Annotated in this window: 18 protein-coding genes and 1 tRNA gene; 9 read left to right on the forward strand and 10 right to left on the reverse strand. The window is 43.1% G+C overall.

What is annotated here, in order from left to right; translation table 11 throughout:
• The first annotated feature begins 133 nt into the window (after positions 1 to 133).
• Positions 134 to 210 (forward strand) — tRNA-Met (locus AB3F25_RS05925).
• Positions 211 to 311: 101 nt separating this feature from the next.
• Here the strand turns inward: AB3F25_RS05925 and rlmM are convergent.
• Together rlmM and AB3F25_RS05935 are read right to left on the reverse strand one after the other, a co-directional pair.
• Positions 312 to 1,412 carry a 23S rRNA (cytidine(2498)-2'-O)-methyltransferase RlmM gene (gene rlmM, locus AB3F25_RS05930; protein ID WP_373602951.1) on the reverse strand — a complete coding sequence of 367 codons (1,101 nt, stop codon included), beginning with the start codon at positions 1,410 to 1,412 and terminating at the stop codon, positions 312 to 314.
• Positions 1,405 to 2,298, reverse strand: a complete 894-nt coding sequence (locus AB3F25_RS05935) for a transcriptional regulator GcvA (protein ID WP_373602952.1) — start codon at positions 2,296 to 2,298, stop codon at positions 1,405 to 1,407. The genes rlmM and AB3F25_RS05935 overlap by 8 nt, the downstream gene beginning before the upstream one ends.
• Positions 2,299 to 2,737: 439 nt before the next feature.
• On the opposite strand from AB3F25_RS05935, the gene AB3F25_RS05940 reads away from it, so the two are divergent.
• Positions 2,738 to 3,796 (forward strand): branched-chain amino acid aminotransferase, encoded by a 1,059-nt coding sequence (locus tag AB3F25_RS05940; RefSeq protein WP_373604342.1) that lies wholly within the window; start codon positions 2,738 to 2,740, stop codon positions 3,794 to 3,796.
• 233 nt (positions 3,797 to 4,029) lie between these two features.
• Entirely contained in the window at positions 4,030 to 6,591 is a 2,562-nt protein-coding gene (locus tag AB3F25_RS05945) for a GDYXXLXY domain-containing protein (protein WP_373602953.1), read from the forward strand.
• 211 nt (positions 6,592 to 6,802) lie between these two features.
• Here AB3F25_RS05945 and cmoA read toward each other — a convergent pair whose 3' ends face one another.
• Positions 6,803 to 7,528 (reverse strand): carboxy-S-adenosyl-L-methionine synthase CmoA, encoded by a 726-nt coding sequence (gene cmoA / locus AB3F25_RS05950; RefSeq protein ID WP_373602954.1) that lies wholly within the window; start codon positions 7,526 to 7,528, stop codon positions 6,803 to 6,805.
• Between the two features lie 151 nt (positions 7,529 to 7,679).
• Here cmoA and aspS point away from each other — a divergent pair, with 151 nt between their 5' ends.
• On the forward strand, positions 7,680 to 9,449 hold the full coding sequence (gene aspS, locus AB3F25_RS05955; RefSeq protein WP_373602955.1) for an aspartate--tRNA ligase: 1,770 nt from the start codon (positions 7,680 to 7,682) through the stop codon (positions 9,447 to 9,449).
• A gap of 238 nt (positions 9,450 to 9,687) precedes the next feature.
• On the opposite strand, the gene AB3F25_RS05960 is transcribed toward aspS, so the two are convergent.
• Positions 9,688 to 10,785, reverse strand: coding sequence for a homoserine O-acetyltransferase (locus AB3F25_RS05960; protein WP_373602956.1), 1,098 nt, complete (start codon positions 10,783 to 10,785; stop codon positions 9,688 to 9,690).
• Positions 10,786 to 10,943: 158 nt separating this feature from the next.
• Here AB3F25_RS05960 and AB3F25_RS05965 point away from each other — a divergent pair, with 158 nt between their 5' ends.
• The 4 genes from AB3F25_RS05965 (at position 10,944) to AB3F25_RS05980 (ending at position 15,324) form a co-directional block, all read left to right on the forward strand.
• Positions 10,944 to 11,648, forward strand: a complete 705-nt coding sequence (locus tag AB3F25_RS05965) for a vancomycin high temperature exclusion protein (protein ID WP_373602957.1) — start codon at positions 10,944 to 10,946, stop codon at positions 11,646 to 11,648.
• 152 nt (positions 11,649 to 11,800) lie between these two features.
• On the forward strand, positions 11,801 to 13,153 hold the full coding sequence (lysC, locus tag AB3F25_RS05970; RefSeq protein ID WP_373602958.1) for a lysine-sensitive aspartokinase 3: 1,353 nt from the start codon (positions 11,801 to 11,803) through the stop codon (positions 13,151 to 13,153).
• 136 nt (positions 13,154 to 13,289) lie between these two features.
• Entirely contained in the window at positions 13,290 to 14,588 is a 1,299-nt protein-coding gene (gene purA / locus AB3F25_RS05975; protein ID WP_373602959.1) for an adenylosuccinate synthase, read from the forward strand.
• Between the two features lie 61 nt (positions 14,589 to 14,649).
• Entirely contained in the window at positions 14,650 to 15,324 is a 675-nt protein-coding gene (locus AB3F25_RS05980) for a DUF484 family protein (RefSeq protein ID WP_373602960.1), read from the forward strand.
• Between the two features lie 60 nt (positions 15,325 to 15,384).
• Here the strand turns inward: AB3F25_RS05980 and AB3F25_RS05985 are convergent, their stop codons facing one another.
• Positions 15,385 to 16,530 carry a 5-methyltetrahydropteroyltriglutamate--homocysteine S-methyltransferase gene (locus tag AB3F25_RS05985; protein ID WP_373602961.1) on the reverse strand — a complete coding sequence of 382 codons (1,146 nt, stop codon included), beginning with the start codon at positions 16,528 to 16,530 and terminating at the stop codon, positions 15,385 to 15,387.
• 283 nt (positions 16,531 to 16,813) lie between these two features.
• Between AB3F25_RS05985 and fbp the strand changes: the two genes are divergently transcribed.
• Positions 16,814 to 17,815: a class 1 fructose-bisphosphatase gene (gene fbp / locus AB3F25_RS05990; protein WP_373604343.1), complete on the forward strand. Its 1,002-nt coding sequence runs from the start codon at positions 16,814 to 16,816 to the stop codon at positions 17,813 to 17,815.
• Positions 17,816 to 17,994: 179 nt separating this feature from the next.
• Here the strand turns inward: fbp and AB3F25_RS05995 are convergent, their stop codons facing one another.
• From AB3F25_RS05995 to proQ, 5 genes are all read right to left on the reverse strand, one after another.
• Positions 17,995 to 18,621: an MBL fold metallo-hydrolase gene (locus AB3F25_RS05995; protein WP_373602962.1), complete on the reverse strand. Its 627-nt coding sequence runs from the start codon at positions 18,619 to 18,621 to the stop codon at positions 17,995 to 17,997.
• Between the two features lie 54 nt (positions 18,622 to 18,675).
• Positions 18,676 to 19,236, reverse strand: a complete 561-nt coding sequence (locus AB3F25_RS06000; RefSeq protein ID WP_373602963.1) for a DUF882 domain-containing protein — start codon at positions 19,234 to 19,236, stop codon at positions 18,676 to 18,678.
• A gap of 70 nt (positions 19,237 to 19,306) precedes the next feature.
• A complete protein-coding gene (locus AB3F25_RS06005) occupies positions 19,307 to 20,761 on the reverse strand; it encodes a L,D-transpeptidase family protein (RefSeq protein ID WP_373602964.1) in 1,455 nt (484 codons plus the stop codon).
• A gap of 58 nt (positions 20,762 to 20,819) precedes the next feature.
• Positions 20,820 to 22,847, reverse strand: a complete 2,028-nt coding sequence (prc, locus tag AB3F25_RS06010; RefSeq protein WP_373602965.1) for a carboxy terminal-processing peptidase — start codon at positions 22,845 to 22,847, stop codon at positions 20,820 to 20,822.
• A gap of 78 nt (positions 22,848 to 22,925) precedes the next feature.
• The gene (proQ, locus tag AB3F25_RS06015; protein ID WP_373602966.1) at positions 22,926 to 23,564 is read right to left on the reverse strand and encodes an RNA chaperone ProQ; all 639 of its coding nucleotides are present in this window, start codon (positions 23,562 to 23,564) and stop codon (positions 22,926 to 22,928) included.
• Between the last annotated feature and the right edge of the window lie 132 nt (positions 23,565 to 23,696).

Here is a 23,696-nt window from a genome sequence, read left to right on the forward strand (position 1 = left end):
CGAAAGGACTAGCCCTATTTCGTTAAAACGATGAAGAAATAAACGCCTTGTTTATTTTCTTAACAATCGAGCATTTTAATTTTGTTTAAGGCTTGCAAAATTTTTTGAACGGCGTATAGTGCCGGCCGTCAGACGCGGGGTGGAGCAGCTTGGTAGCTCGTCGGGCTCATAACCCGAAGGCCGTCGGTTCAAATCCGGCCCCCGCAACCAAATTTTAAAGCATCGATGAAATCGATGCTTTTTTCTTACTTGAAATTTTGTAAACTACGCCGCGTTCAACGAACTTCTCCAACAGCACCGCATTGAAGCGCCTATTTTAGGGCGATATGCACGGTGATTTCTTCCCTGTCGTGGTACAAATGTTTAGCTTGAAGAGTAAAACGAAGGTTTTGCGCGGTTAGTTTATCCGATAACGTTTCCAAGCATTGCATTACTTCTTGATAACGTTTTTTCATCGGCAATTTCAAATTAAAAATAGCTTCACGGCACCAACCGTTTACCAACCATTTACTAATCAAATTCACGATGCGGCTCGGTTGTTCCACCATATCGCACACGAGCCAATGAATTTGTTTGCGCTTCGGCGGCTGAAATTTAAAACCGTCTTCCGAACAATGCTCGATTCGCCCCGTTTCATGCAAACTTTCCGCCATTTTTCCGTGATCTACCGCATAAACGAACAAACCACGTTTTACCAGTTGATACGTCCAACCGCCCGGACAAGCGCCGAGATCCACACCGATCATTGTTTCATTGAGACGTTTGCTTTCTTCTTTGCGCGGAATAAAAGTTAAAATTGCTTCTTCTAGTTTTAACGTCGAACGACTCGGCGCTGCGGCCGGAAATTTCAAACGCGGAATGCCCATAAAATGCGGCGAATGATTATCTGCATAAGAATAACCCGCATAGCAACAATTCGGTTTAATGAAAAAGCAATGTAAAAAACACTGCGAAAACCGAGTGTGTGTCACATTTGATGCTGCGGCAAGCCAACCTTGTTTTTTTAAAGCTCGTCTTAATGGCACGGTGAATTTGCGACAGAAGGTAGAAAGTTCTTTCGATTCGTCGGTATCCGCCGTTTCAACAAAAAGCTCAACGGATTGGCTGAAATTGATTTGCGCCGAAAGCGCGTTAAACGCAGTTAAAATCGGGCTGATACGATCGGACGAATCAAGATTTTCCAACAAATCGGACACCACCAACAGTTGGCGGGCGAAAATTAATCGATTGAAAGGAATTTCGCGCGCTAGGCGATCCGCTTCATTCGGCTGATAACATTCAAAAATCACATAACCGGAATTTTCTTGCACGCGAGCAAAACCCAACGCGCCCAATGCGGTGCTAAACGCGGAGATCTCCGCCGCTGTTTCTTTTTCAAAGCCAGGGCGACAATATAACGCTAATTTATTCATGTTCTTCTTTTCTTATTGCCGCAATAATCCAGCGGCGGAAAGCTTGGATTTGTTCGTCATCAAGGCGATCGAGATGGTTCACCACATAGAAAGATTTCGGATCGGGAAAATCCGTTGGTAACACCTCCTTCAATAAACCGTGTTCGATTTCCTGTAACGCCAGCAAACGATTGGCCAATGCTACGCCTTGTCCGTGAATGGCAGCTTGTAGCGCCATAAAAGTGTGGCTAAACAACGGACCTTGCTGAATATTCAATTCATCAATCGCTAAATAGTCCGCCATTGCGCGCCAGTTATCACGTGTATGCGTGTGAATTAATGTGTGGTGTTTTAAATCTTCCTTAGTGTAAATCGGATTTTTCGCCAACAGTTCCGGCGATGCCAGAATCAGTAAATTTTCTTTACCGAGGCGATCCACCTGCAAATTCTGCCAATTACCTTTACCGTAATAAACAGCAAGATCAATTTCTTTGCTCAATAAACCTTCGTCTTGATCCACCCCTTTTAAACGCACTTCAATTTCGGGGTGAAGCCGATTGAAATCGCTTAAATGCGGTACCAACCATTGAATACCGAATGTTTGCGGCACGCTGATGCTTAAGTGGGGGTCATTTTTTAAGGTCAGCAATCGCTCGGTAGCTTCATTGAGTTTACGCAGAATTTTATTAATATCGGCAAAGTAAGTTTTGCCGAATTCCGTTAATTCGAGCGCGCGATTCTTTCGTTTAAACAATTCGACGCCTAAAAAATCTTCCAATAATTTAATTTGATGACTCACCGCCGCTTGAGTCACAAAAAGTTCATCGGCGGCTTTTGTAAAACTTAAATGCCTTGCGGCGGATTCGAAAGATTTCAGTGAATTCAAGGGAGGCAAACGTTTATACATAATTCTTTCCAGAAATAATTTTTTCTTCTATAATGCTCGGGAGTTAATTCACATTAGTTTTTCTAATTCTACAAATAAAAAAACATCACTTGTCCTTCCTGAGCCTAATTTCTACAATGCACGCATACTTAAAGATTGGTAATTCCTTACTAGTTAATGAGTTTCGGACTTAAGTATGATGTTGTGTTTGCATATAGTTCGGGAAACCGAACGTGAGTAACGAATTAAGTTACTTATTTACTTCCTGTATAATATTGTTTCAACCTTTTGGTTAAACGCCACTCATTACGAGTGGCGTTTTTTTTTCGTTGAATTTTAACATATTTCGCACTGTTTTTCTTCCTTAACTTTATAACCGCACAAATTTTGAGAAATCACAAAAAATTTCCGTTTAAAGGTTTAAATGCCAAAAATTATGGTGTAGATTAACCGGCATTTCATTCAAAACAAATATAAGGGAAGCAAAATGAAAGACTTAGATTGGAGCAACCTCGGTTTTAGTTATATCAAGACCGATTATCGTTTCATTGCTCATTGGAAAGAAGGCAAATGGGATGAAGGTAAACTCACCACCGATAACATTTTACATATTCACGAAGGCTCAACCGCACTTCACTATGGCCAACAATGTTTTGAAGGTTTAAAAGCTTATCGTTGTAAAGACGGCTCTATCAATTTATTCCGTCCGCAAGAAAACGCCAAACGTATGCAACACACCGCGGATCGCCTTTTAATGCCGCAAGTGCCAACGGAGTTATTTATTCGCGCGTGTAAAGAAGTAGTAAAAGCTAACGAGGAATGGCTTGGCCCTTACGGCTCTGGCGCCACCTTATATTTACGACCGTTTTTAATCGGTGTAGGCGAAAATATCGGCGTAAAAGCCGCTCCTGAATTTATTTTCTCCGTATTTTGTTGCCCGGTCGGTGCCTACTTCAAAGGTGGCTTAGCGCCTTCCAATTTCATCACGACCGAATACGACCGCGCTGCGCCAATGGGTACCGGTGGTGTAAAAGTAGGCGGTAATTACGCGGCAAGCCTACTGCCACACATATTAGCTGCGGAAGAAGGCTCGGCAGAACGTAAATTTGCAGATGCAATCTATTTAGATCCCAAAACTCACACCAAAATCGAAGAAGTGGGTGCGGCAAACTTCTTTGGTATCACTAAAGACAACAAATTCGTTACGCCGAAATCCAAATCAATTTTACCGAGTATTACTAAATATTCCTTACTTTATATCGCCAAAGAGCGTTTAGGTATGGAAGCAATTGAAGGCGATGTATATATCGATCAACTTGATCAATTCGCTGAAGCCGGCGCATGTGGTACCGCAGCCGTCATCTCACCGGTGGGCGGTATTCAACACAAAGGGAAATTCCATGTTTTCTATTCCGAAACTGATGTTGGCCCGATAACCCGCAAACTTTACAACGAACTCACCGGCATTCAATTCGGCGATATCGAAGCACCGGAAGGCTGGATTGTAAAAGTGGAATAATTGATTACATAGAAGAACGCAAAATGATCTGCTCCATAAAAGTCGGACTCACCGACTTACTAAGGAGCAGATTTTTTATGGATTAAATATATTAAATCCGAATTAAATGTCACATCAGCAAACTTATCTTGCCAAATCTAAATAACGATTCGCTTTCCCTTTCATTTTGTTCTTAGCATTGGCAAAATAGCTCCAATTTTTATTCATAATAATTATCAAGGAAAATCAAAGCCATGAATCACCATCCTTTGTTTACCCTATCCTGGCACCGCTATCTCAATTTACTTTTTTTGCTTTTAAGCGTCGGCTTTTTAAACGGCGGCAGCGTAACCTTTATTGCCGCCAATTGGGATTATTTTTCCGATTTAACCAAAATTTACGGACTGCAAACGGTATTTGCTTTTTCGGTTATTTCGGGCAGTTATTTTTTTATGCGGGAAAGTCGTCGATTGGAACAGGAAAAATTAAAGTTGCTTTCTGTCTCATTTTTCTTTATTGCCGCCGTACTTATCGGCGCCACCTTGGCCTTGGTCGGGCAAACCTACCAAACGGGCGCCGATACCTGGCAATTATTCGCCGTTTGGTCGTTATGCCAACTTCCTTGGTTATTATTGTTGCCAAATGTGGCATCCGCCTTGTTACTTATCGTCACCACCAATCTGACGTTATATCTGCTTAACGTTGATGGATTTTATGAGCACGCAACAATTTACGGCATCGTGCTAAATGCAATCGGACTTCTTTTAAGCGAAATTTTTATTCGTCAGTTGCACGATCAACGCTGGCGCGTGCTCCCGAAAATACTGGTGGTTTTCCTCTTGCTTCATCTTTTCGGCAGTCGTTTTGTTGGCGAATATTACGACCTTATCTTCCCTTTCGAGCTTTATCCGTTTCATTCCTTTTTACTGATCGCCCTCCCCGCAGCCGCATTGTTTTATTTTTATCAGCGATACCGTTTTGATTTTGTCAATTTAATCACAACCACCACCGCAATGATTGTAGCCTTCGGTTTGTTGCTTTTTAATCGGATCGATTCCCTCGACATCGCCTTATTGAACGGCTTACTGATTTTTGCGTTGACCGTCGGGGCGATTATCCGGTTGTATCAATTATATAAAGCCCATTATCCCGAACGTAAAAATCTTCCTTGGGCATTATCTTTTCTGCTGATTTTGGCTATTTTAACCGGCATTTTGACCGCACTTGTGTGGCTCGTTTTAGCCTTGAATCTTTCCGAGCCGGAGAACGCCTTGCCCGGTTTATCAGTTGTCGTTTTGGGCACCGCATTGATGTTGCATCGCGCGAACCCTCAATCCGGCAGCCCGATGTCAATTGTCGTCGGTATTTTATTTTTGATGGGATATGGCCTGCTCGGCGGCTATTTATTACTCGATCGTTTTGCTTACGATTCCATCGAACGATTCAATTTTTCCGCGCCGGCATGGTTCACCTTAGTCGTAGCGATTTTTTACTTCGTACGCAAAGAAATTTGGTTACAAACTTTAAGTCTTGTCGCCGTACTTATTATGTGGCAATTAAGCGCCGTCGAGATGATCTTGCAAACGCCGCTCATTTTTCTTTCCATGCTCGGCGCCGTGTTTGCCTTCTTGGCGCAGCGATTGCCGTCAATAAACGATAATGTGCGCGCACAAATCATTCCATTGGCCTGGGCGTTTTTGCTTTTTAGCCTCGGTGCCCTTGTCTTCGATTTGTGGGGCTTTTCCGTGTATCATTTCGCTTCAACGTGGTCTGATAATTTTAACGGTGTTGCCGATGAATTGCCGCAGGTGAATACGTTTGCGGATTTTTTTAATGTGATCACCCACGGCGTATTTACAAAGGCTAAATTAAGCGCCACATGGTTGATTTCATTTTTAGTTTGCTTGGCGCCACTTGGCGTTTATGGGCTGATGAACCGATTTTTCTCCTTGTCGCCGGCAGAAAAATGGACGATTGCCGGCGTCTTGGCGTTATTTACCGTTGGTTTTATTGCGCAGCCGACGATTTTATTTTTCGCTTCATTATGGCTTCTCGCCTATTTTGTGGCGAACCGATATTTATTTTTTATCGCCTTAGCGGCGCTCATCATTAATTTAGCCATTTACTATTATTGGTTATCTATCCCATTACTTTATAAGGCTTTTTTATTATTGTTTTTCGGCGTGATATTTGCTTTGAGCGCAATTTATTTACATCGAAAACATCAAGAGGAAACAAAAAGTGCGGTCAATTTTGCCGGCGTTTCTAAAATCAAACCGATGATTGCCCTTTGTACGCTTTTTTTCATGCTATTGCCGCTAAATTATAAAGTTTGGCAGTTTGAAGATGTGCTAGTGACGGGAAAACCGGTGGTGCTGGAAATTGCGCCGGTCGATCCGCGTTCTCTCATACAAGGCGATTATATGTCGCTCAGTTACGCCATTTTGACTGACTTGACGGATATTCGCGCGCAACTAAACGAATCTAACACAGAGGTCGAAACGAGTGACGATGACGATGTCATGCAAAAACAACGCCCGAAACGGCTTTATGCCTTAATTCATCAGAACGAACAGGGCATTGCCACCTTATGCCGCGTGGAAAGCCGTATTCCGACAGATTTTTTTGATTGCGTGCCGGACGTGTATTTGCCGATAAATAATGCCGGCCGGATGCCAAAATTGCCAAGTCAGGAATATTTCTTCGCAGAAGGTAAGGGACAGTATTACGCGCAGGCGGAATATGCCGAATACCGTTTTAAAGATGGCATCTTATTGCTCGCCCGTTTGCTGGATAAGGATTTGAAACCGTTGTAGAAAGGTTTAATGAAACAATGAGGTGACAAAAAATGATATGGCGCAACAAATGCATAAAAGCATCAAGATTGTAAGTCAGATTTTATGTCGCCGAATAGCACCGCATTGAAGCCGGTTTCAATGCGGCGCTATTTCGTGAGGAGAATTTTAGCCTTATGCAACAGCCGCATCATACTGCAGCATTTTTTTGTCACCGCACTCAAGTTCTGTTTTATTTGATCGCAATGATCGAACCGAAATTAAAACACTGGAACCACAGTTCCACATGAGCAAATCCGACATTTTTTAACCGCGTTTTATGGGTGTCGATGCTATCCGTGCGCATCACATTTTCCAATGCGGTGCGTTTTTGACTCACTTCTAACTCGCTATAACCGTTGGCGCGCTTGAACTGATGATGTAAGTCAATCAGCAATTCGTCGATTTGTTCGTCTGCAAAACGGAATTTTTCCGAAAGCACCAATACGCCGTTCGGCTTCAAACCCTGATAAATTTTTTCCAATAACGCTACTCGATCCTGCGGCGGCAAAAATTGCAAAGTGAAATTTAAAATCACCATGGAAGCGTTCTGAATATCAATCTGACGAATATCATCACATAAAATTTCCACCGGAATGTCGCTGTGATAAGCCGCGATGTGCTGACGGCAACGTTCTACCATCGGTTGGGAATTATCTACGCCGATAATCTTCACATTAGGTCGGCGAATGTGACGACGTGCGGAAAGCGTCGCTGCACCGCGCGAACAGCCAAGATCGTACACATTGCTATTGGCGGTCACAAAGCGTTCGGCAAGCATACCGATGGCGGTAATGATATTGGAATAGCCCGGCACGGAGCGTTGGATCATATCGGGAAACACTTCGGCTACGCTTTCGTCAAAGGTAAAATCGCCCAATTTTTCAATGGGCGCGGAGAAAATAGTGTCTTTGTTCATGGTTTTTATAAACTGCGCAAAAAAGTGCGGTCATTTTAGAGAAAGTTTTTCACTGCGCAAATAAATTTCGCTTTCCAATTCAAAAGCCCCGGCAATTTCCGTATAATCAGGCGGTTAATTTATCTCTGAATTAGAAAAAAGGAATATAAAAATGATGCGTTCACATTATTGCGGTGCGTTAAACCGTACAAATATTGGTCAAGAAGTGACATTAAGCGGTTGGGTGCACCGTCGTCGTGATTTAGGCGGTTTGATTTTTATTGATATGCGTGACCGTGATGGCATCGTGCAAGTGTGTTTCGATCCGAAATTCCAAGAAGCACTAACCGCTGCGGCAGGCTTGCGTAACGAATTTTGCATTCAAATCAAAGGTAAAGTGATTGCCCGCCCGGAAAATCAAATCAACAAAAATATGGCGACTGGTGAAGTGGAAGTGTTAGCGAAAGAATTGCGCATTTACAACGCGTCTGATGTATTGCCGCTCGACTTCAACCAAAACAACACTGAAGAACAACGCTTAAAATACCGTTATTTGGATTTACGCCGTCCTGAAATGGCGCAACGTTTGAAAACTCGTGCGAAAATCACCAGTTTTGTGCGTCGTTTTATGGATGACAACGGTTTCTTAGATATTGAAACCCCAATGCTCACCAAAGCGACTCCGGAAGGCGCGCGTGACTATCTCGTGCCGAGCCGTGTCCATAAAGGCAAGTTTTACGCCTTGCCGCAATCTCCGCAGCTGTTCAAACAGCTTCTTATGATGTCTGGTTTTGACCGTTATTATCAAATCGTGAAATGTTTCCGCGATGAAGATTTACGTGCAGACCGCCAACCTGAATTTACCCAAATCGATGTGGAAACCTCTTTCTTAACTGCGCCTGAAGTACGTGAAATTATGGAACGTATGGTGCACAGTTTGTGGCAAGAAATTATCGGCGTGGATTTAGGCAAGTTCCCAGTGATGACCTGGCAGGAAGCAATGCACCGTTTCGGTTCCGATAAACCGGATTTGCGTAACCCGTTAGAAATGGTGGATGTAGCAGATATCGTGAAAGATGTCGATTTCAAAGTATTCCAAGGTCCGGCCAATGATCCGAACGGTCGTGTGGCGGTCATTCGCACACCAAATGGCAGCGAAATTACGCGTAAACAAATTGATGAATACACTCAATTTGTTGGTATCTACGGTGCGAAAGGTTTAGCTTGGGCGAAAGTGAATGATATCAATGCGGGCCTTGAAGGCGTGCAAAGCCCGATTGCGAAATTCTTAAATGAAGACGTATGGAAATCGTTAGCAGAACGTGTAAAAGTACAAAACGGTGATATCTTGTTCTTCGGCGCAGACAAATGGCAAACTACCACAGATGCCATGGGCGCATTACGTTTGAAACTGGGTCGTGATCTCGGTTTAACCCGTTTAGATGAATGGCAACCGCTTTGGGTCATTGATTTCCCTATGTTTGAGCGTGATGATGAAGGCAACTTGGCGGCAATGCACCACCCATTCACCTCACCAAAAGATTTCAGCCCGGAACAATTAGAAGCAGATCCGACAAGTGCCGTGGCGAATGCTTACGATATGGTGATCAATGGTTACGAAGTGGGTGGCGGTTCCGTACGTATTTTCGATCCGAAAATGCAACAAACCGTATTCCGCATTCTGGGCATTGACGAACAAGAACAACGCGAGAAATTTGGTTTCCTGTTGGATGCCTTGAAATTCGGCACACCGCCACACGCAGGTTTAGCCTTCGGCTTAGACCGTTTAACCATGCTTTTAACCGGCACTGAAAATATCCGCGATGTGATTGCGTTCCCGAAAACCACGGCAGCGGCGTGCTTGATGACGGAAGCGCCAAGCGTGGCAAACCCGCAAGCTTTGGCAGAATTAAGCGTTCAAGTCGTAGCGAAAGCAGAATAAATTCTTAGTGTTTTGAAAATAAAAATAATCCGCCCTAAAAATTGAAAGGTGCGGATTTTTTTATGCGCAAGGAATGCGCGTTCAATGCGGTGCCCAAAAGCGACTTGACTTGTACGAAACGACTTTATCCCCGCAAAATTAAGGATACGAAGAATAGAAAGGAATAAATTAAGAAAGGAATACAAGCCCGTACAATGTCACATATTCAATATTTATTTATTAATGCAAACTAGGGCATTCAAATTTCAACCGCCCCTGCCTTTCCGCTTAGGCCTTCCCGAATCCACTGTTCAAAGGCGTCATAATCCACCAAAAAAGCGTCGTGACCGTAAATTGACGGAAATTCATGAAAAGTCAGCGCAACCCCACTTTGTTCTAAAAGTTGCTTGCTTTTATGTAAATCGACAGATTTAAAAAGCTGATCCGTCGTGACGGAAATCAAGGTATAACGCGCTTTAATCCGAGCAAGTGCTGTTTTAATATCGGCATATCCAAGGCTCGGATCATACATATCCAATGCGCGTAAAAGATGTAAATAACTGTTGGCGTCGAAGCGTTCAAGAAATTTTTTGCCTTGGTAAGTCAAATAAGATTCTACTTGGAAATAATCACCCCAAAATTGCCCTTCGGATTTCGTAGCGCGCCCGAAAGCTTTGGCAAGTTGCGAATCAGTGCGGTAAGTCAGCATACCGAGCATGCGCGCAATAGAAAGCCCTTGCTCCGGCGGAACGCCATCATAATAATCGCCACCATTAAAATTCGGATCATTAATCACCGCTTGACGCATCACATGGTTAAAGCCGATAGCTTCAGCGCTAAAGAAAATCGACGAGCAAAGATTGACGATATTATCGACAAAGTCCGGGTATTCAATACCCCATTGCGTTGCTTGCATGCCACCGAAAGAGCCACCGATCACCGCATTCAAATGGGGAATGTTTAAAAAATCAATCAGCGCTTTTTGCACGTGTACGATATCCTGCACGGTGATATTCGGGAACAGGCTGCCGTAAGGTTTGCCGGTTTGAGGATTGAGGGAAGAAGGTCCGGTGGTGCCTTTGCACCCCCCCAACACATTGGAGCAAATAAAAAAATAACGCGAAGTATCAAGCGCCGAACCGTCACCCATAAAATTTTGCCACCAACCGTCCTTTTCTTTGTTGGAAAAATAAGGTTCCGCATCGCCCGTAAGCGCATGGCAAATCAGCACCGCATTGGTTTTGTCCGCATTCAAGGTTCCGTAAGTTTGATAAGCCACTTGAACGGGCGAAAGTTCACCGCCCATAACCAACTTTAATGGCTTGTCTTGAAACAGCACGACATTTTGGACAGACATTGAAAACCTATCGTATCAAGGAAAAAATGCACCAATTATCAACAGCTCGCTGCCTTTGTCAAGGATAATTTAGACGTCTAAACGTCCAAATAAAAACCGACTTTGCGCTCGCAAATTTCAACTTGAACTCATACGCGTTTTTCATTATGTTAACGCTCATGTTTACTTTAAAGACTCCGCTCAAAACGGAACGCCTGCTCCTTTGGCATCGCATTCATTTAGGCAAAATCATCCGCGCAATAATAGCTTTCAATGCGGTGCTAATTTTACTTAGCGTTGCGATTGACCGGTACATCAGTTTTTCCGTCCGACAAAATTTGTACGAAAATCTCGAGGATCTGCCTTATCGCCCCTACGCACTCGTGCTCGGCACCTCTAAATTCGTCGCCCCCGGCAAAACTAACGATTACTACAGTAACCGCCTTGAAGCAGCAAAATCTTTGCTAGAACACGGCAAAGTCAGCTATTTACTGCTAAGCGGCGATAACCGCACGCTTCAATATAATGAACCGAAAATGATGTTTCGCGATCTGCGCAAAATGGGCGTATCGGAAAATTTAATGTTCCGTGATTTCGCCGGTTTCCGCACGCTGGATTCCGTTATCCGTGCCGACAAAGTATTCAACATTAATGGATTTACTATCGTCAGCCAAAAATTCCATTGCGAACGTGCACTGTTCATCGCTGAATTTAACGATATCGACGCCATTTGTTTCGTTGCCAAACAGCCAAAAATCAACTTCTCCACTCGCCTACGGGAAATCTTCGCGCGTAGCAAAGCGGTGCTCGATTTACTACTCGGCATTAAACCGTACTTCTTGGGCGAACCGGAACCTCTGCCAATGCCGGATAACGAAGATTAAAAATTATCTAATTTTTTAACGATTTAATTAGCAAATTAGATCTAAAATAAAGAATCCTTAAAATTTCACAAAATTTATTTGACAACATTTTATGAAATCGTTATTTCTACTTTCCACACAACATCTTACAACATTCACCTAGAGGAAAAATTATGTCTCATCTTTCTGTCGCCAAATTCGGCGGGACTTCGGTAGCCAATTACGCAGCGATGACGGCTTGCGCAAAAATTATCATTGCCGATCCCAATACTCGTGTCGTCGTGCTTTCAGCTTCTGCCGGCGTAACCAATCTTTTAGTCGCGTTAGCCAACGGTGTGGAGCCGGAAGAACGCCGTCAATTAGTCGGCGAAGTACGTCAAATTCAAGAAAATATTTTAACCGAACTGAAAGACGACAGCCGTGTACGTCCAATCATTGAAAAATATCTCGAAAATATCGAATACCTTTCTGAAGCTGCCAGCCTCGCCACATCGCCCGCGCTTACCGACGAACTCATCAGCCACGGCGAAATGATGTCCACCCAAATTTTTATCGAAATATTACGCGAACAAAATGCCACCGGAACTTGGGTCGATGTGCGTACTATCGTTGCAACAAATAGTCATTTCGGCAAAGCGGTGCCAAATGACGAACAAACCCAAGCCAACAGTGACAGCATATTAAAACCATTAATTGATCGCGGTGAATTGGTTATCACGCAAGGTTTTATCGGCCGTGAACCGAGCGGTAAAACGACGACATTAGGCCGCGGCGGTAGCGATTATTCTGCGGCATTATTGGCGGAGGTGTTAAATGCCAAAGATGTACTGATTTGGACCGATGTAGCAGGCATTTACACCACCGATCCTCGCATTGTTCCAAGCGCTCAACGCATCGATACCATGAGTTTCGCAGAAGCGGCCGAAATGGCGACTTTCGGTGCAAAAGTATTACATCCAGCAACACTTCTTCCTGCAGTTCGCAGCAATATTCCGGTTTATGTAGGCTCCAGCAAAGCGCCACAAGATGGTGGCACTTGGGTCACGCGCGATCCACAACCGCGTCCAACATTCCGAGCAATCGCGTTACGTCGCGACCAAACCTTATTAACGCTTTCAAGCTTAAGCATGCTTCACGCGCAAGGTTTCTTGGCGAATGTGTTTAGTATTTTAGCGAAACACAAAATCTCCGTGGACACCATCACCACTTCCGAAGTGAGCATCGCTTTAACTCTGGATAAAACCGGTTCCGCTTCATCCGGCGCGGAATTACTTTCTTCGGCGTTATTGGAAGAGTTACGCGAATATTGCACGGTTAAAGTGGATACGGGCTTATCTCTGGTGGCACTTATCGGCAATGACTTACACATCGCAACAGGTGTAGCAAAACGCATTTTTGATACGCTCGAGCCTTACAATGTGCGTATGATCAGCTACGGCGCAAGCACTAATAATCTTTGTATGTTAGTTCAAAGCGAGCATGCCGATGAAACAGTTCGTTCGTTACACAAATCATTATTTGAGTAATTTCCTTTAAAACCATAAAAGTACGGTGAAACATAGCCGTACTTTTTTCTTTTATGTCATTGAGATCAAAGCCGAAAAAGAGTAAAGTACTCGGCTGTTCATTCAAGCTAATTAACCGAATTTTAAGGCGGAAATTATGGGAAAAAGTGTTGTTATCTTAGGCGCTCAATGGGGCGATGAAGGTAAAGGCAAAATCGTCGATCTACTGACGGATCGCGTAAAATATGTAGTACGTTACCAAGGCGGCCATAACGCCGGACATACCCTTATCATCAATGGCGAAAAAACTGTTCTACGTTTAATTCCGTCCGGTATGTTACACCCAAATGTCACCTGCTTAATTGGTAACGGCGTGGTACTTTCGCCCGAAGCCTTACTAAAAGAAATCGGTGAACTTGAAAGCCGCGGTATTAACGTGCGCGATCGTTTATTGATTTCCGAAGCTTGCCCGTTAATCTTGCCTTACCACGTGGCGATGGATCACGCGCGCGAGACCGCATTGGGCAAAAAAGCCATCGGTACCACCGGTCGCGGTATCGGCCCGGCTTATGAAGATAAAGTGGCGCGTCGCGGTTTACGAGTGGGCGATTTATTCGATAAAGCGTTCTTTGCCGAAAAACTTAAAAACATCCTTGAATACTATAATTTCCAATTAGTAAATTATTACAAAGCAGAACCGGTGGATTATCAAAAAACCTTAGATGATGTTATGGCAATTGCCGACGTTATCACCGGTATGGTCGCCGACATCACAACGCTCCTTGATACCGCACGAAAAAACGGTGACAACATTTTATTTGAGGGCGCACAAGGCACCATGTTAGACATCGACCATGGTACTTACCCATATGTAACCAGTTCCAACACCACCGCCGGCGGCGTGGCGACAGGTTCCGGCTTCGGCCCACGGAATTTGGATTATGTGTTGGGAATCATCAAAGCTTATTGTACCCGCGTAGGCGGTGGCCCATTCACAACCGAATTATTTGATGAAACAGGTGCGGAAATCGCCCGTAAAGGCAATGAATTCGGTGCGGTAACCGGTCGTCCGCGCCGTTGTGGTTGGTTTGACGCCGTGGCAATTCGTCGTGCTATTCAACTGAACTCCATTTCCGGTTTTTGCATGACCAAATTAGACGTGCTAGACGGCTTCGAGGAAGTGAAAATCTGTGTCGCCTACAAAATGCCAAATGGCGAAATCCTGGAATACGCACCATTAGCAGCGAAAGACTGGGAGGGCGTAGAACCGATTTATGAAACCTTACCGGGCTGGAAAGAAAACACCTTCCGCGTAACTGATGTAAGCAAACTACCACAAAACTGCATTAACTACATCAAACGTATCGAAGAAATTACCGGAGTGCCCGTCGATATTCTTTCAACCGGTCCAGACCGTGTAGAAACAATGATTCTACGCGATCCGTTCGCTGCATAATTTTCCTTCTGTTTTTGACCGCACCTAAAGTGCGGTCTTTTTTTAGATAGTTTTCACAACTATGAATGAACAAGACATCCTCGACTATCTCCAATCTCATCCCGATTTTTTTAGCCGCCACGCTGTCTCACTTAATAAACTTAAATCATGCCACACGCACACAGGCACGATTTCCTTGGCGGAAGCGCAACTGAAACAACAACGCAAACAGATTAGCGCTCTTACTGCTCAGTTAGAAAAACTCCACCAACTCGCCATACAAGAAGCCGATATATTCTTCGCCTTAATACCGTTACAAAAAAAATTATTTCAAGCGCCGGATTTTCAATCAGCACAAAAGAAATTAGAGCAATGGGCGAAATCTTATGAATTAGACGGTGCGAAAATGCTGCTTTTTACTGACAGCTGGAAAAAACGGGAAAATGTGCCTGAGCAAGGCTGGATTGATCGCAATGCGTTTGAAATCATTCGTTTGGAACGCTTAGGCTTGCGCCAGTTTTATTTGGGCGATTTAAGCAATAAAGAAAAAGCACTGATGTTTTTGCCGGAAGAATTGCCGATTGGCTCCATCGCCTGTTGTTTGCTTGGCACAAAAAATGCGCATAAACCAACCGCGCTTTTACTGTTCCGTTCGCGCGATACACAGCGTTTTCACAACGGACAGGATGTGTCGTTTCTCAAACATTTGGCAGATATTGTGGAAATTCATTTAACCCGCTGGCTACAAGAAAAATAGCACCGCATTGGAAGCGGCTCCAATGCGGTGCTATTTTAAGTGTTCAAATTAAGGCTTTTCTTAATTTCCCCAGACTTCTTCTGCAATACCACGGATAAATTCAAGTTTTTTCCATTGCTGCGCTTCCGTTAAAATATTGCCTTCCTCAGTAGAAGCAAAACCACATTGCGGACTTAGACAAAGCTGGTTGATATCCACATACTGCGTTGCTTCTTTAATTCGCGCGATGATTTCGTCGCGATTTTCCAGCTCACCGGATTTTGACGTAATCAAACCAAGCACTACTTGTTGATTTTTAATGAAGCGTAACGGTTTGAAATCACCGGCGCGATCGCTATCGTATTCCAAAAAGAAGCCGTCGACATTGCAACCACCGAACAATGTTTCAGCCACCGGCTCATAACCGCCCGCTGAGAACCAGGTCGAACGGAAATTGCCACGGCAAATATGCATGGTAATCGCCATATCCGCAGGTTTTTCCGCTACGATTTTATTGATCATATAAACATAATCTTGCGCAATTTGAGCGAGGTCCAAACCGCGCTCGGTATAAGCTTTGCGTTTATCTTCCGCACAAAATTCGCCCCAACTGGTGTCGTCCAACTGCAAGTTACGACAACCTAAGGCATAGAAAATCTTCATTGCTTTGATATAAGCCGCGGCAATATCATCCAGCAATAATTGATTGTTGTTTTTGTAACGTTCAATCGGTTGATAATCCGTTTCGCGCACAGTACAAATTAAGTGCAACATGGATGGCGAAGGAATCGTCAATTTTACTTCCGTTCCGGCGGCAATTTTTTGTAGCGAGCGATAATGTTCTACGAACGGATGATTTTCCGGAAAATCGACTTTATCGACGATTTTCAAGGTTTTCGGACGCACACTGTGATGTTTAAATTGCACCGAGAATTTGTCCGCATCCACTTCGTTCACACCGTCTAATGCGGCTAAGAAATCCAAGTGCCAAAAAGTACGACGAAATTCACCGTCAGTGACCGCCGACAAACCGACTGCTTTTTGATGTGCCACTAATTTTTCAATCTCCGCATCTTCTGTTCGAGTTAAATCCGCGCAAGAAATTTCACCGCAACCACATTGCTGACGCGCCAGTTTTAAGTTTTCCGGGCGTAAAAAACTGCCGACAATATCAAAACGATAAGGTGCGCGGTTACGAAGTTTGGCTTGAGGGAAAAGCTTACTCATTGTGTTTTCCTATTGTTCTTTGTTTAAATTACGGAAGAGTCTATCAAAAATCCCTAACTGAAAAAAGATTTAGACGTCTAGACGGATGTGAATTTTATTTGATATGTTTATGAAAAGAATTGATAAATAATGAAGTTTAAATCGTTTAAATTTGCTCCATTTAAAAAATAAATTGTAAAATTTTTGTGATCAAGCTCTCATTACTGGAAATTGACTTTCCGAGTAAAAATCAAATCGCATATAATTCGACGGTTATGTATTTAAAAGAAAAAAGAGGAACATGATGAAAACATTAAGCGAATTTATCGTTGAACGCCAAGCGGAATACCCGAATGCCAAAGGGGAATTAAGCGGCATTTTATCATCGATTCGTTTACTCGCGAAAATTATCCACCGCGATATTAATAAAGCGGGTTTAACCAATATTTTGGGGCAATCCGGCGTGGAAAACGTGCAAGGCGAAAGTCAGATGAAACTGGATTTGTTCGCTCATAACACCATGAAAGCAGCATTAATGGCGCGTGAAGAAGTTGCTGGCTTTGCTTCAGAAGAAGAAGAAAGTTTCATTGCATTTGATACCGAACACGGTCGTAATGCCAAATATGTGATTTTAACCGATCCGCTTGATGGCTCATCCAATATTGATGTGAACGTTTCGGTCGGTACAATATTCTCCATTTATCGCCGCATTTCCCCAATCGGCACACCGGTAACGTTGGAAGATTTCCTCCAACCAGGTAATAAACAAGTGGCAGCCGGCTACATTGTTTACGGTTCTTCCACGATGTTAGTTTACACCACCGGCCATGGTGTAAACGGTTTTACTTACGATCCGTCTATCGGCACTTTCTGCCTTTCCCATGAAAATATGCAAATGCCAAAAAATGGTCGAATTTATTCCATTAACGAAGGGCAATATCTTAAATTCCCGCAAGGCGTAAAAAAATACATTAAATACTGCCAAGAAGAGGACAAAGCAACCAATCGCCCTTATGCTTCGCGCTACATCGGTTCTTTAGTTGCCGACTTCCATCGTAATTTATTAAAAGGTGGTATCTATATTTATCCAAGCGCAACGACTTACCCGAAAGGTAAATTACGTTTGCTTTATGAAGGTAATCCAATGGCGTTCTTAGCGGAACAAGCAGGTGGTTTGGCGACAGACGGCTATCGCCGTATTTTAGATATTCAACCGAAAGAATTACACGAACGTGTGCCGTTATTCATCGGTTCAAAAGAAATGGTCGAAAAAGCACAAGAAATGATGGAAGAATTTAAAGAATAATAAAACTAAGGCGCTGTAAAAAGCGCCTTTTTAATGTTCGTTGCTTACCAGAAGGGCTTCGGCCAAGAGATACATTTGGATCTCAAAATAGCACCGCATTGGAGCCGCTTCCAATGCGGTGCTATTTTGAGTAGAGAGCAGCAAGACGCAATAAATGCTTAGTAAACATTGTTTCGTAGTTATTTTAAGAAAGGATTGTTCGTCTTTTCATGTTCGATCGTCGTATAAGGTCCGTGACCCGCGATGATGATCATATCGCCGTTAAGTTTGAATAATTTTTCACGAATCGCGCTAATCAACTGCGTATAATTGCCGCCCGGCAAATCCGTACGCCCAATACTGCCTTGAAAAAGAACATCGCCGGTAAACGCTGCCTTTTTCTGTTTTTCGATGAAACCAATATGCCCTGGCGTATGTCCGGGCAAATGCAAAATCTCAAATATGCCGCCACCGGCATGAATTGTTTCACCTTCATGCAGCCAACGATCAGGTAAAAAAGCATGAATCGTTGGCATACCGAAACGTTGCGATTGTTCAGGTAAACTGTCAAATAAGAAACGATCTTCTTCTTGTGGTCCCCAAATTTCTACACCGAAATGTTGCTTCACTTGCTCAGCCGCCCCTACATGATCAAGATGAGCGTGAGTTAATAAAATCGCTTCTAAATTTAAACCCAGTTCTTCAATTCGCCCAATCAGTTTTTCCGCTTCACCGCCCGGGTCAATAATTGCGGCATTTTTTTCATCATCCCAAATCAAAGAGCAATTTTGTTGAAATGCGGTAACAGGGATAATTTCAATATTCATTTTATTTTCCTCATAAACAAAAACCGCACCGAAGTGCGGTCAATTTGCAAAATGTTACACACCCTGCCAAGTTCGTACCGGGCCGGTATCGACGTGAATAAAATTACTGCGCGGATAAAAGCCCACGCCACCATTGTTTAAACCTTCCGCAGTGTGCTTAATCTTAGCAAGCGGCGTACCATCAATGCGAAAATCGATGGCCTGACCTTTTACGTGAAAACTATTACTTGCTACGCCGCGACTTTGACGATGACGCATGGCATTTGTCGCCGCCGAGCGGTAGCCGCAGATAATTTGAATTTCCGCCGTTTGTAAGCCGAGGTTGCTTTGAATACGGTAAAATTTCATAAATAAATTTGGATCCATCTGATGCACTTGATTCGTACGCTTATCGCGCATAAAGTAATCTAATTTTTTCAGCATTGAAGCATTGAAACCGCTGCTTAATGAAAATACACCGCTTAAGCGTTCGCCGGTATTAAGATTGCGAAATGCCAAAATGCGAGGCTTTGGCGTAGAAACCATGGCTAACACGCTATTCGGCAACATACCGGCGCTCAATACGATGCCGCCAAGAGACAACCACTTACGACGACTTTGATTTATCTTATTCATTTTTATTCTCGCTTATTTTACTGTTCATTTTTTTGAAATAACGTCACAATATTTATCAATACAACAATAATTATAAGTATTTTTTCACCGTATCCCAATTGATATCGTTCGCATCCGTGAAGTTATCGTATTTATAGATATCCGGTAACACATTCGTCTGCCCGTTATCCACCCAGGCCGTCACGTAATATAAAAACACCGGATTATCCGAACGAATGGCTGCAGAGGCAGTTTTCTTACTTTCTAACACGTTTTTCTTACGTTCGTCCGACCAGCCGGCTTCTTTTAATAAAATATCGGCAAGTTGAGCCGACTTTTCCACACGTACGCAACCGGAACTTAACGCCCGATCCTTACGGGAAAAAAGATTGTGATTCGGTGTATCATGTAAATAAATAGCATCGGAACTCGGCATATTAAATTTATAATTACCTAGCGCACTATCCCCCGCCGCTTGACGGATGCGATATGGAAAATTTTTCCCAATCGTATTCCAGTCAATAGAATAAGGATCAATCACGTTACCTTTACTGTCTAAAATGCTGTAGTTATGCGAGGCCGCATAACCCGGATCATTTCTTAACTTCGGTACAATGTCTTCATTAACCAAACGTGTCGGTGCATTCCAAGGCGGATTTACCACGACGTTACTTAACTTACTGGACATAACGGGCGTTCGACGTCCATTTTTACCGACAATAACGCGAGATTCCAATACTAGGTGTCCGTCACGATAATATTGCAACTGATAGCTTGGAATATTCACAAAAATCCCATTATAAAAATCCGGAATCACACGTAAACGTTGCGCATTAATCGCTAATTTTTTACCTATCGGCGTTAAGCCTGATGTGGAAATCATGGAAGGCAATGCATCGAGAGTTTGTCGATATAGCGAATTATGCGTAGATAAGCGCTCTAGATAGACGACGAGCTCTTCATTTAGCACCGCATTGAACCATTGCTGAAGCTGTTCCTTGCTCGGCGCTTGCGGCTTATAAACACCTGCGCCGTACAGCCAGCGCTGTGCTTGCTGATTTAGATTGCTACTGTAGTATAAATAATCCAAGAACGCATCGGTTAACAATACATCATAAGTCAACCCACCGATTTGCTCCGCTTGGCTTAAATTCTCCAAAGATTGTGCGGAACCTTTAGAAATGCCACTTGCAACCATTGCGGCATATTCGCGGAGAAATTGTTTTTCCGCTGCTTTATCGTGCCAAAACAAGTTGTATTTATTATCGGCATAAATTTTGGCTAACAGCGATTTAAATTGCAGATTTTGTTCGCCAATTTCATGAGTGAGTGACATTTCCAATAATGCTTGTTTCTCTGCCATTAAACGAGCTTGCTCTCGTTCAATTTCCTCACGTTCTTGCGGCGAAAGTTTTGCCATATCAATTTGCGTTGGAACCGAAAATGTCATATTTTTCGACCAATCCGCCAATGCACAGCCTGAAGTTATCATCGACAGCGATAACACCAATGAGTTTAATTTCATCGTACCTTTTAACATAAACATTCCTTCGAAGCGCGATAAAATAAAATAACCGCCCTTTTAAAAGCGCGGTCAAAATTTATTATTTCTTAGCTTCCGCTTTGCTCAGGTCTTGTTGAACTTGAGTATCCGCTTTTTGTGTTTTTCCGCTTAATTTCACTAAGTCCGCCGCCATCTTTTCCGCTTCTTTTAAATAAAAATCCGGTGCTTCGTAATCTTTCGGCAACGCATCAATATTTTTTAACGGTTTCTTGCCTTCACGTTTAAAACGATCATTAATATCTTTTAGGCGTCTCGCCTCGTCTTGATCATTTTCCGCTTTGCGCTCTTGATAATTCAACGACATAAACTTGCGATCACGCCGTTCATCGCGGATTTTTAATTCTTCACCTAACGCAATAAATTCCGGATCTTTTGCCATGCGAGCTTGATGGTTTTTATTGAGCTCGGGCACATATTGACGCGCATTACCGATTTCGAAATAAGTCGCCGCTGGAATTTTATCCCAAGGCAACGCATTATCTTCTTTTTCTTCTCCATTTTCTTTTGCATCAATAATAGCCGGGAAATCAATATCTGCAGCGACGCCTTTTAACTGCGTCGAACCACCGTTAATGCGGTAAAATTTTTGTATAGTGTACTGCAATACTCCCAACGGAGTTTGATCCAAATCGTACACAAAATTCAAGGAACGACTTTGTTGCACGGTTCCCTTACCAAAGGTGTTCTGCCCAACAATGATTGCGCGATTATAATCTTGCATGGCTGCCGCAAAAATTTCTGACGCCGATGCGCTGAAACGGTTAATCATAACGAGTAATGGCCCTTTATATTGTTCTGTGCGGTCATCGTCTTCGTGTACACGAATACGTTGATAAGCGTCGCGCACTTGAACTACAGGACCATCAGTAATAAATAAACCACTCAATGCCACAGCCTCGGTCAATGCTCCGCCACCATTTTCGCGTAAATCAATAATTAAGGCATTAATATGTTTTTTCTCCGCTTGCACCAACAATTTTTTTACATCATCCGTCAAACCGATATAAAAACTTGGAATTTTAATCACGCCGATATTTTCGCTATCCACTTTTTCGATGGTCAGTTTTGCTGCTTGATCTTCAATACGAACTTTATCGCGCACTAAAGTTACGATACGTGATTTTCCACCCTTCGCCGGCTCAATCTCTAAACGCACTTTGGTACCTTTCTTGCCTTTGATTTTGTCAACGATATCTTCCAAACGCCAGCCTATCACGTCTTCGATTTCGCCTTTCTCCTGTCCCACACCGATAATTTTATCGCCGGCTTGTAGTTTTTTACTACGCTCGGCCGGCGCACCCGGCACAAGAGATTTGATGCTAGTTTCATCGTCTTCTGATTGTAATGTCGCACCAATACCTTCTAAAGAAAGGTTCATACTTTCGTTAAAACTTTTAGCGGTACGTGGCGCCAGATAACTGGTATGCGGATCAATTTCACGGGCAAACGCATTCAGATAAGCTTGAACGATATCATCCGCTTTAGTTTGGGTTAAACGACGAATGGCTAAGTTATAACGTTTAATGAGTTTCTCTTTAATCTCAGGCCATTTTTTATCTTTCAACTTCAAATTGATAACATCGTTTTTTACGCGTTCTTGCCAAAGACGGTCCGCTTCTTCCTCAGTTTTTGGGAACGCAGCTTTTTCGCGATCAATTTCAATTTGATCTTTACCGTTTAAATTCGGCTCTTTGTCTAATAAAGAAAGTGCATAAACATAACGCTCATAACGACGCTTCATCATTAAATCATACATTGTAAAGGCAGCGGAAAGATCGCCTTCATTAAGTTGATCATCTAGTTTTGCACCGAATTTCTGACGAAGCTCATCAACATCGGATTGTAAAAACGTATTACGGCTATAATCTAAGCTATTAATATAACGATCAAAAATCTTTTCGGAAAAAGCATCGTCTAGTTGAAATTTACGATAGTGGGACTGCGTTAAGCGCGTCGTCGCTCGCTTAGTTGCCAACTTATGTTCTTCCGTTGCGGAAGGAATACCAATATCGCTTAACTTCAACTTCGGCGTAACGGCAAACGTCGTACCGGACTGAAAAAACAACATGCTAAAAATTGCCGTTGCTAAAATACTTTTGGTTATTGTCAATTTCATTTAACCTTTCCCGATAAGAAAATATCAATACTATGCGAATAAACGATCTGCCGTTACATTCATCACTAAACCGTTTTCAAGTTGAATACGCGCCGAATCTTTCAACACTTCTACTACAGTTGCATTTTTCGCATATTCGCCCACTTTTACCCGCACTTTTGAACCTTCAGTGAGCTCGGCAAAGTCGACCGCATTCAACTCAACTTTGGGCTTACGTGGGGATTTCTGTTGATTCGCTTTACGCGCTGGACGTTTTTGTTGTGCTTTTTTAGCCACAAGTTCTGCTTTACGTTTTTCGGCAAATTTCGCTTTAGCTTCCGCAAGTTGCTCCGCTGCATGCGTTGCATGTTCCGCTTCGATTACACCTGCCGCCTCGCCGTATAAATCGACGCGTACCGCGCCTTCACGGCAACCGTGTAGATAACGCCAATTCGACGTATATTGACGAAGCGCATGACGCAATTGGGTTTTGCTCACGCGCTCGTCATCTTGTAATGCTTTGGCCAAATCTTGGAATAAACCGATTTTTAACGGTTTGGCCTCGCCTTCTAAGATAAAGCAAAGAGGAAATTTTTCTGCTAAATAAGCAATAATTTCCTTATTGCTTGTCAATTTTTGAATATCTGATGACGTTTCTTTAAGTTGAACATCAAGTTGGGAATCTGTCATTTTTTGTCCTAGGATTGAAAATAAAACCTGCATAGTGTATCGCACTTTGATAAGGCTTGACAATGCTTCAAGCGCCCTTGCCGACTAACTGAATTCGCTCACTATTCAATTCCAATAAACGTTCATTCATTT

The sequence above is a fragment of the Aggregatibacter sp. HMT-949 genome (genome assembly GCF_041734645.1).
GTDB lineage: Bacteria > Pseudomonadota > Gammaproteobacteria > Enterobacterales > Pasteurellaceae > Rodentibacter.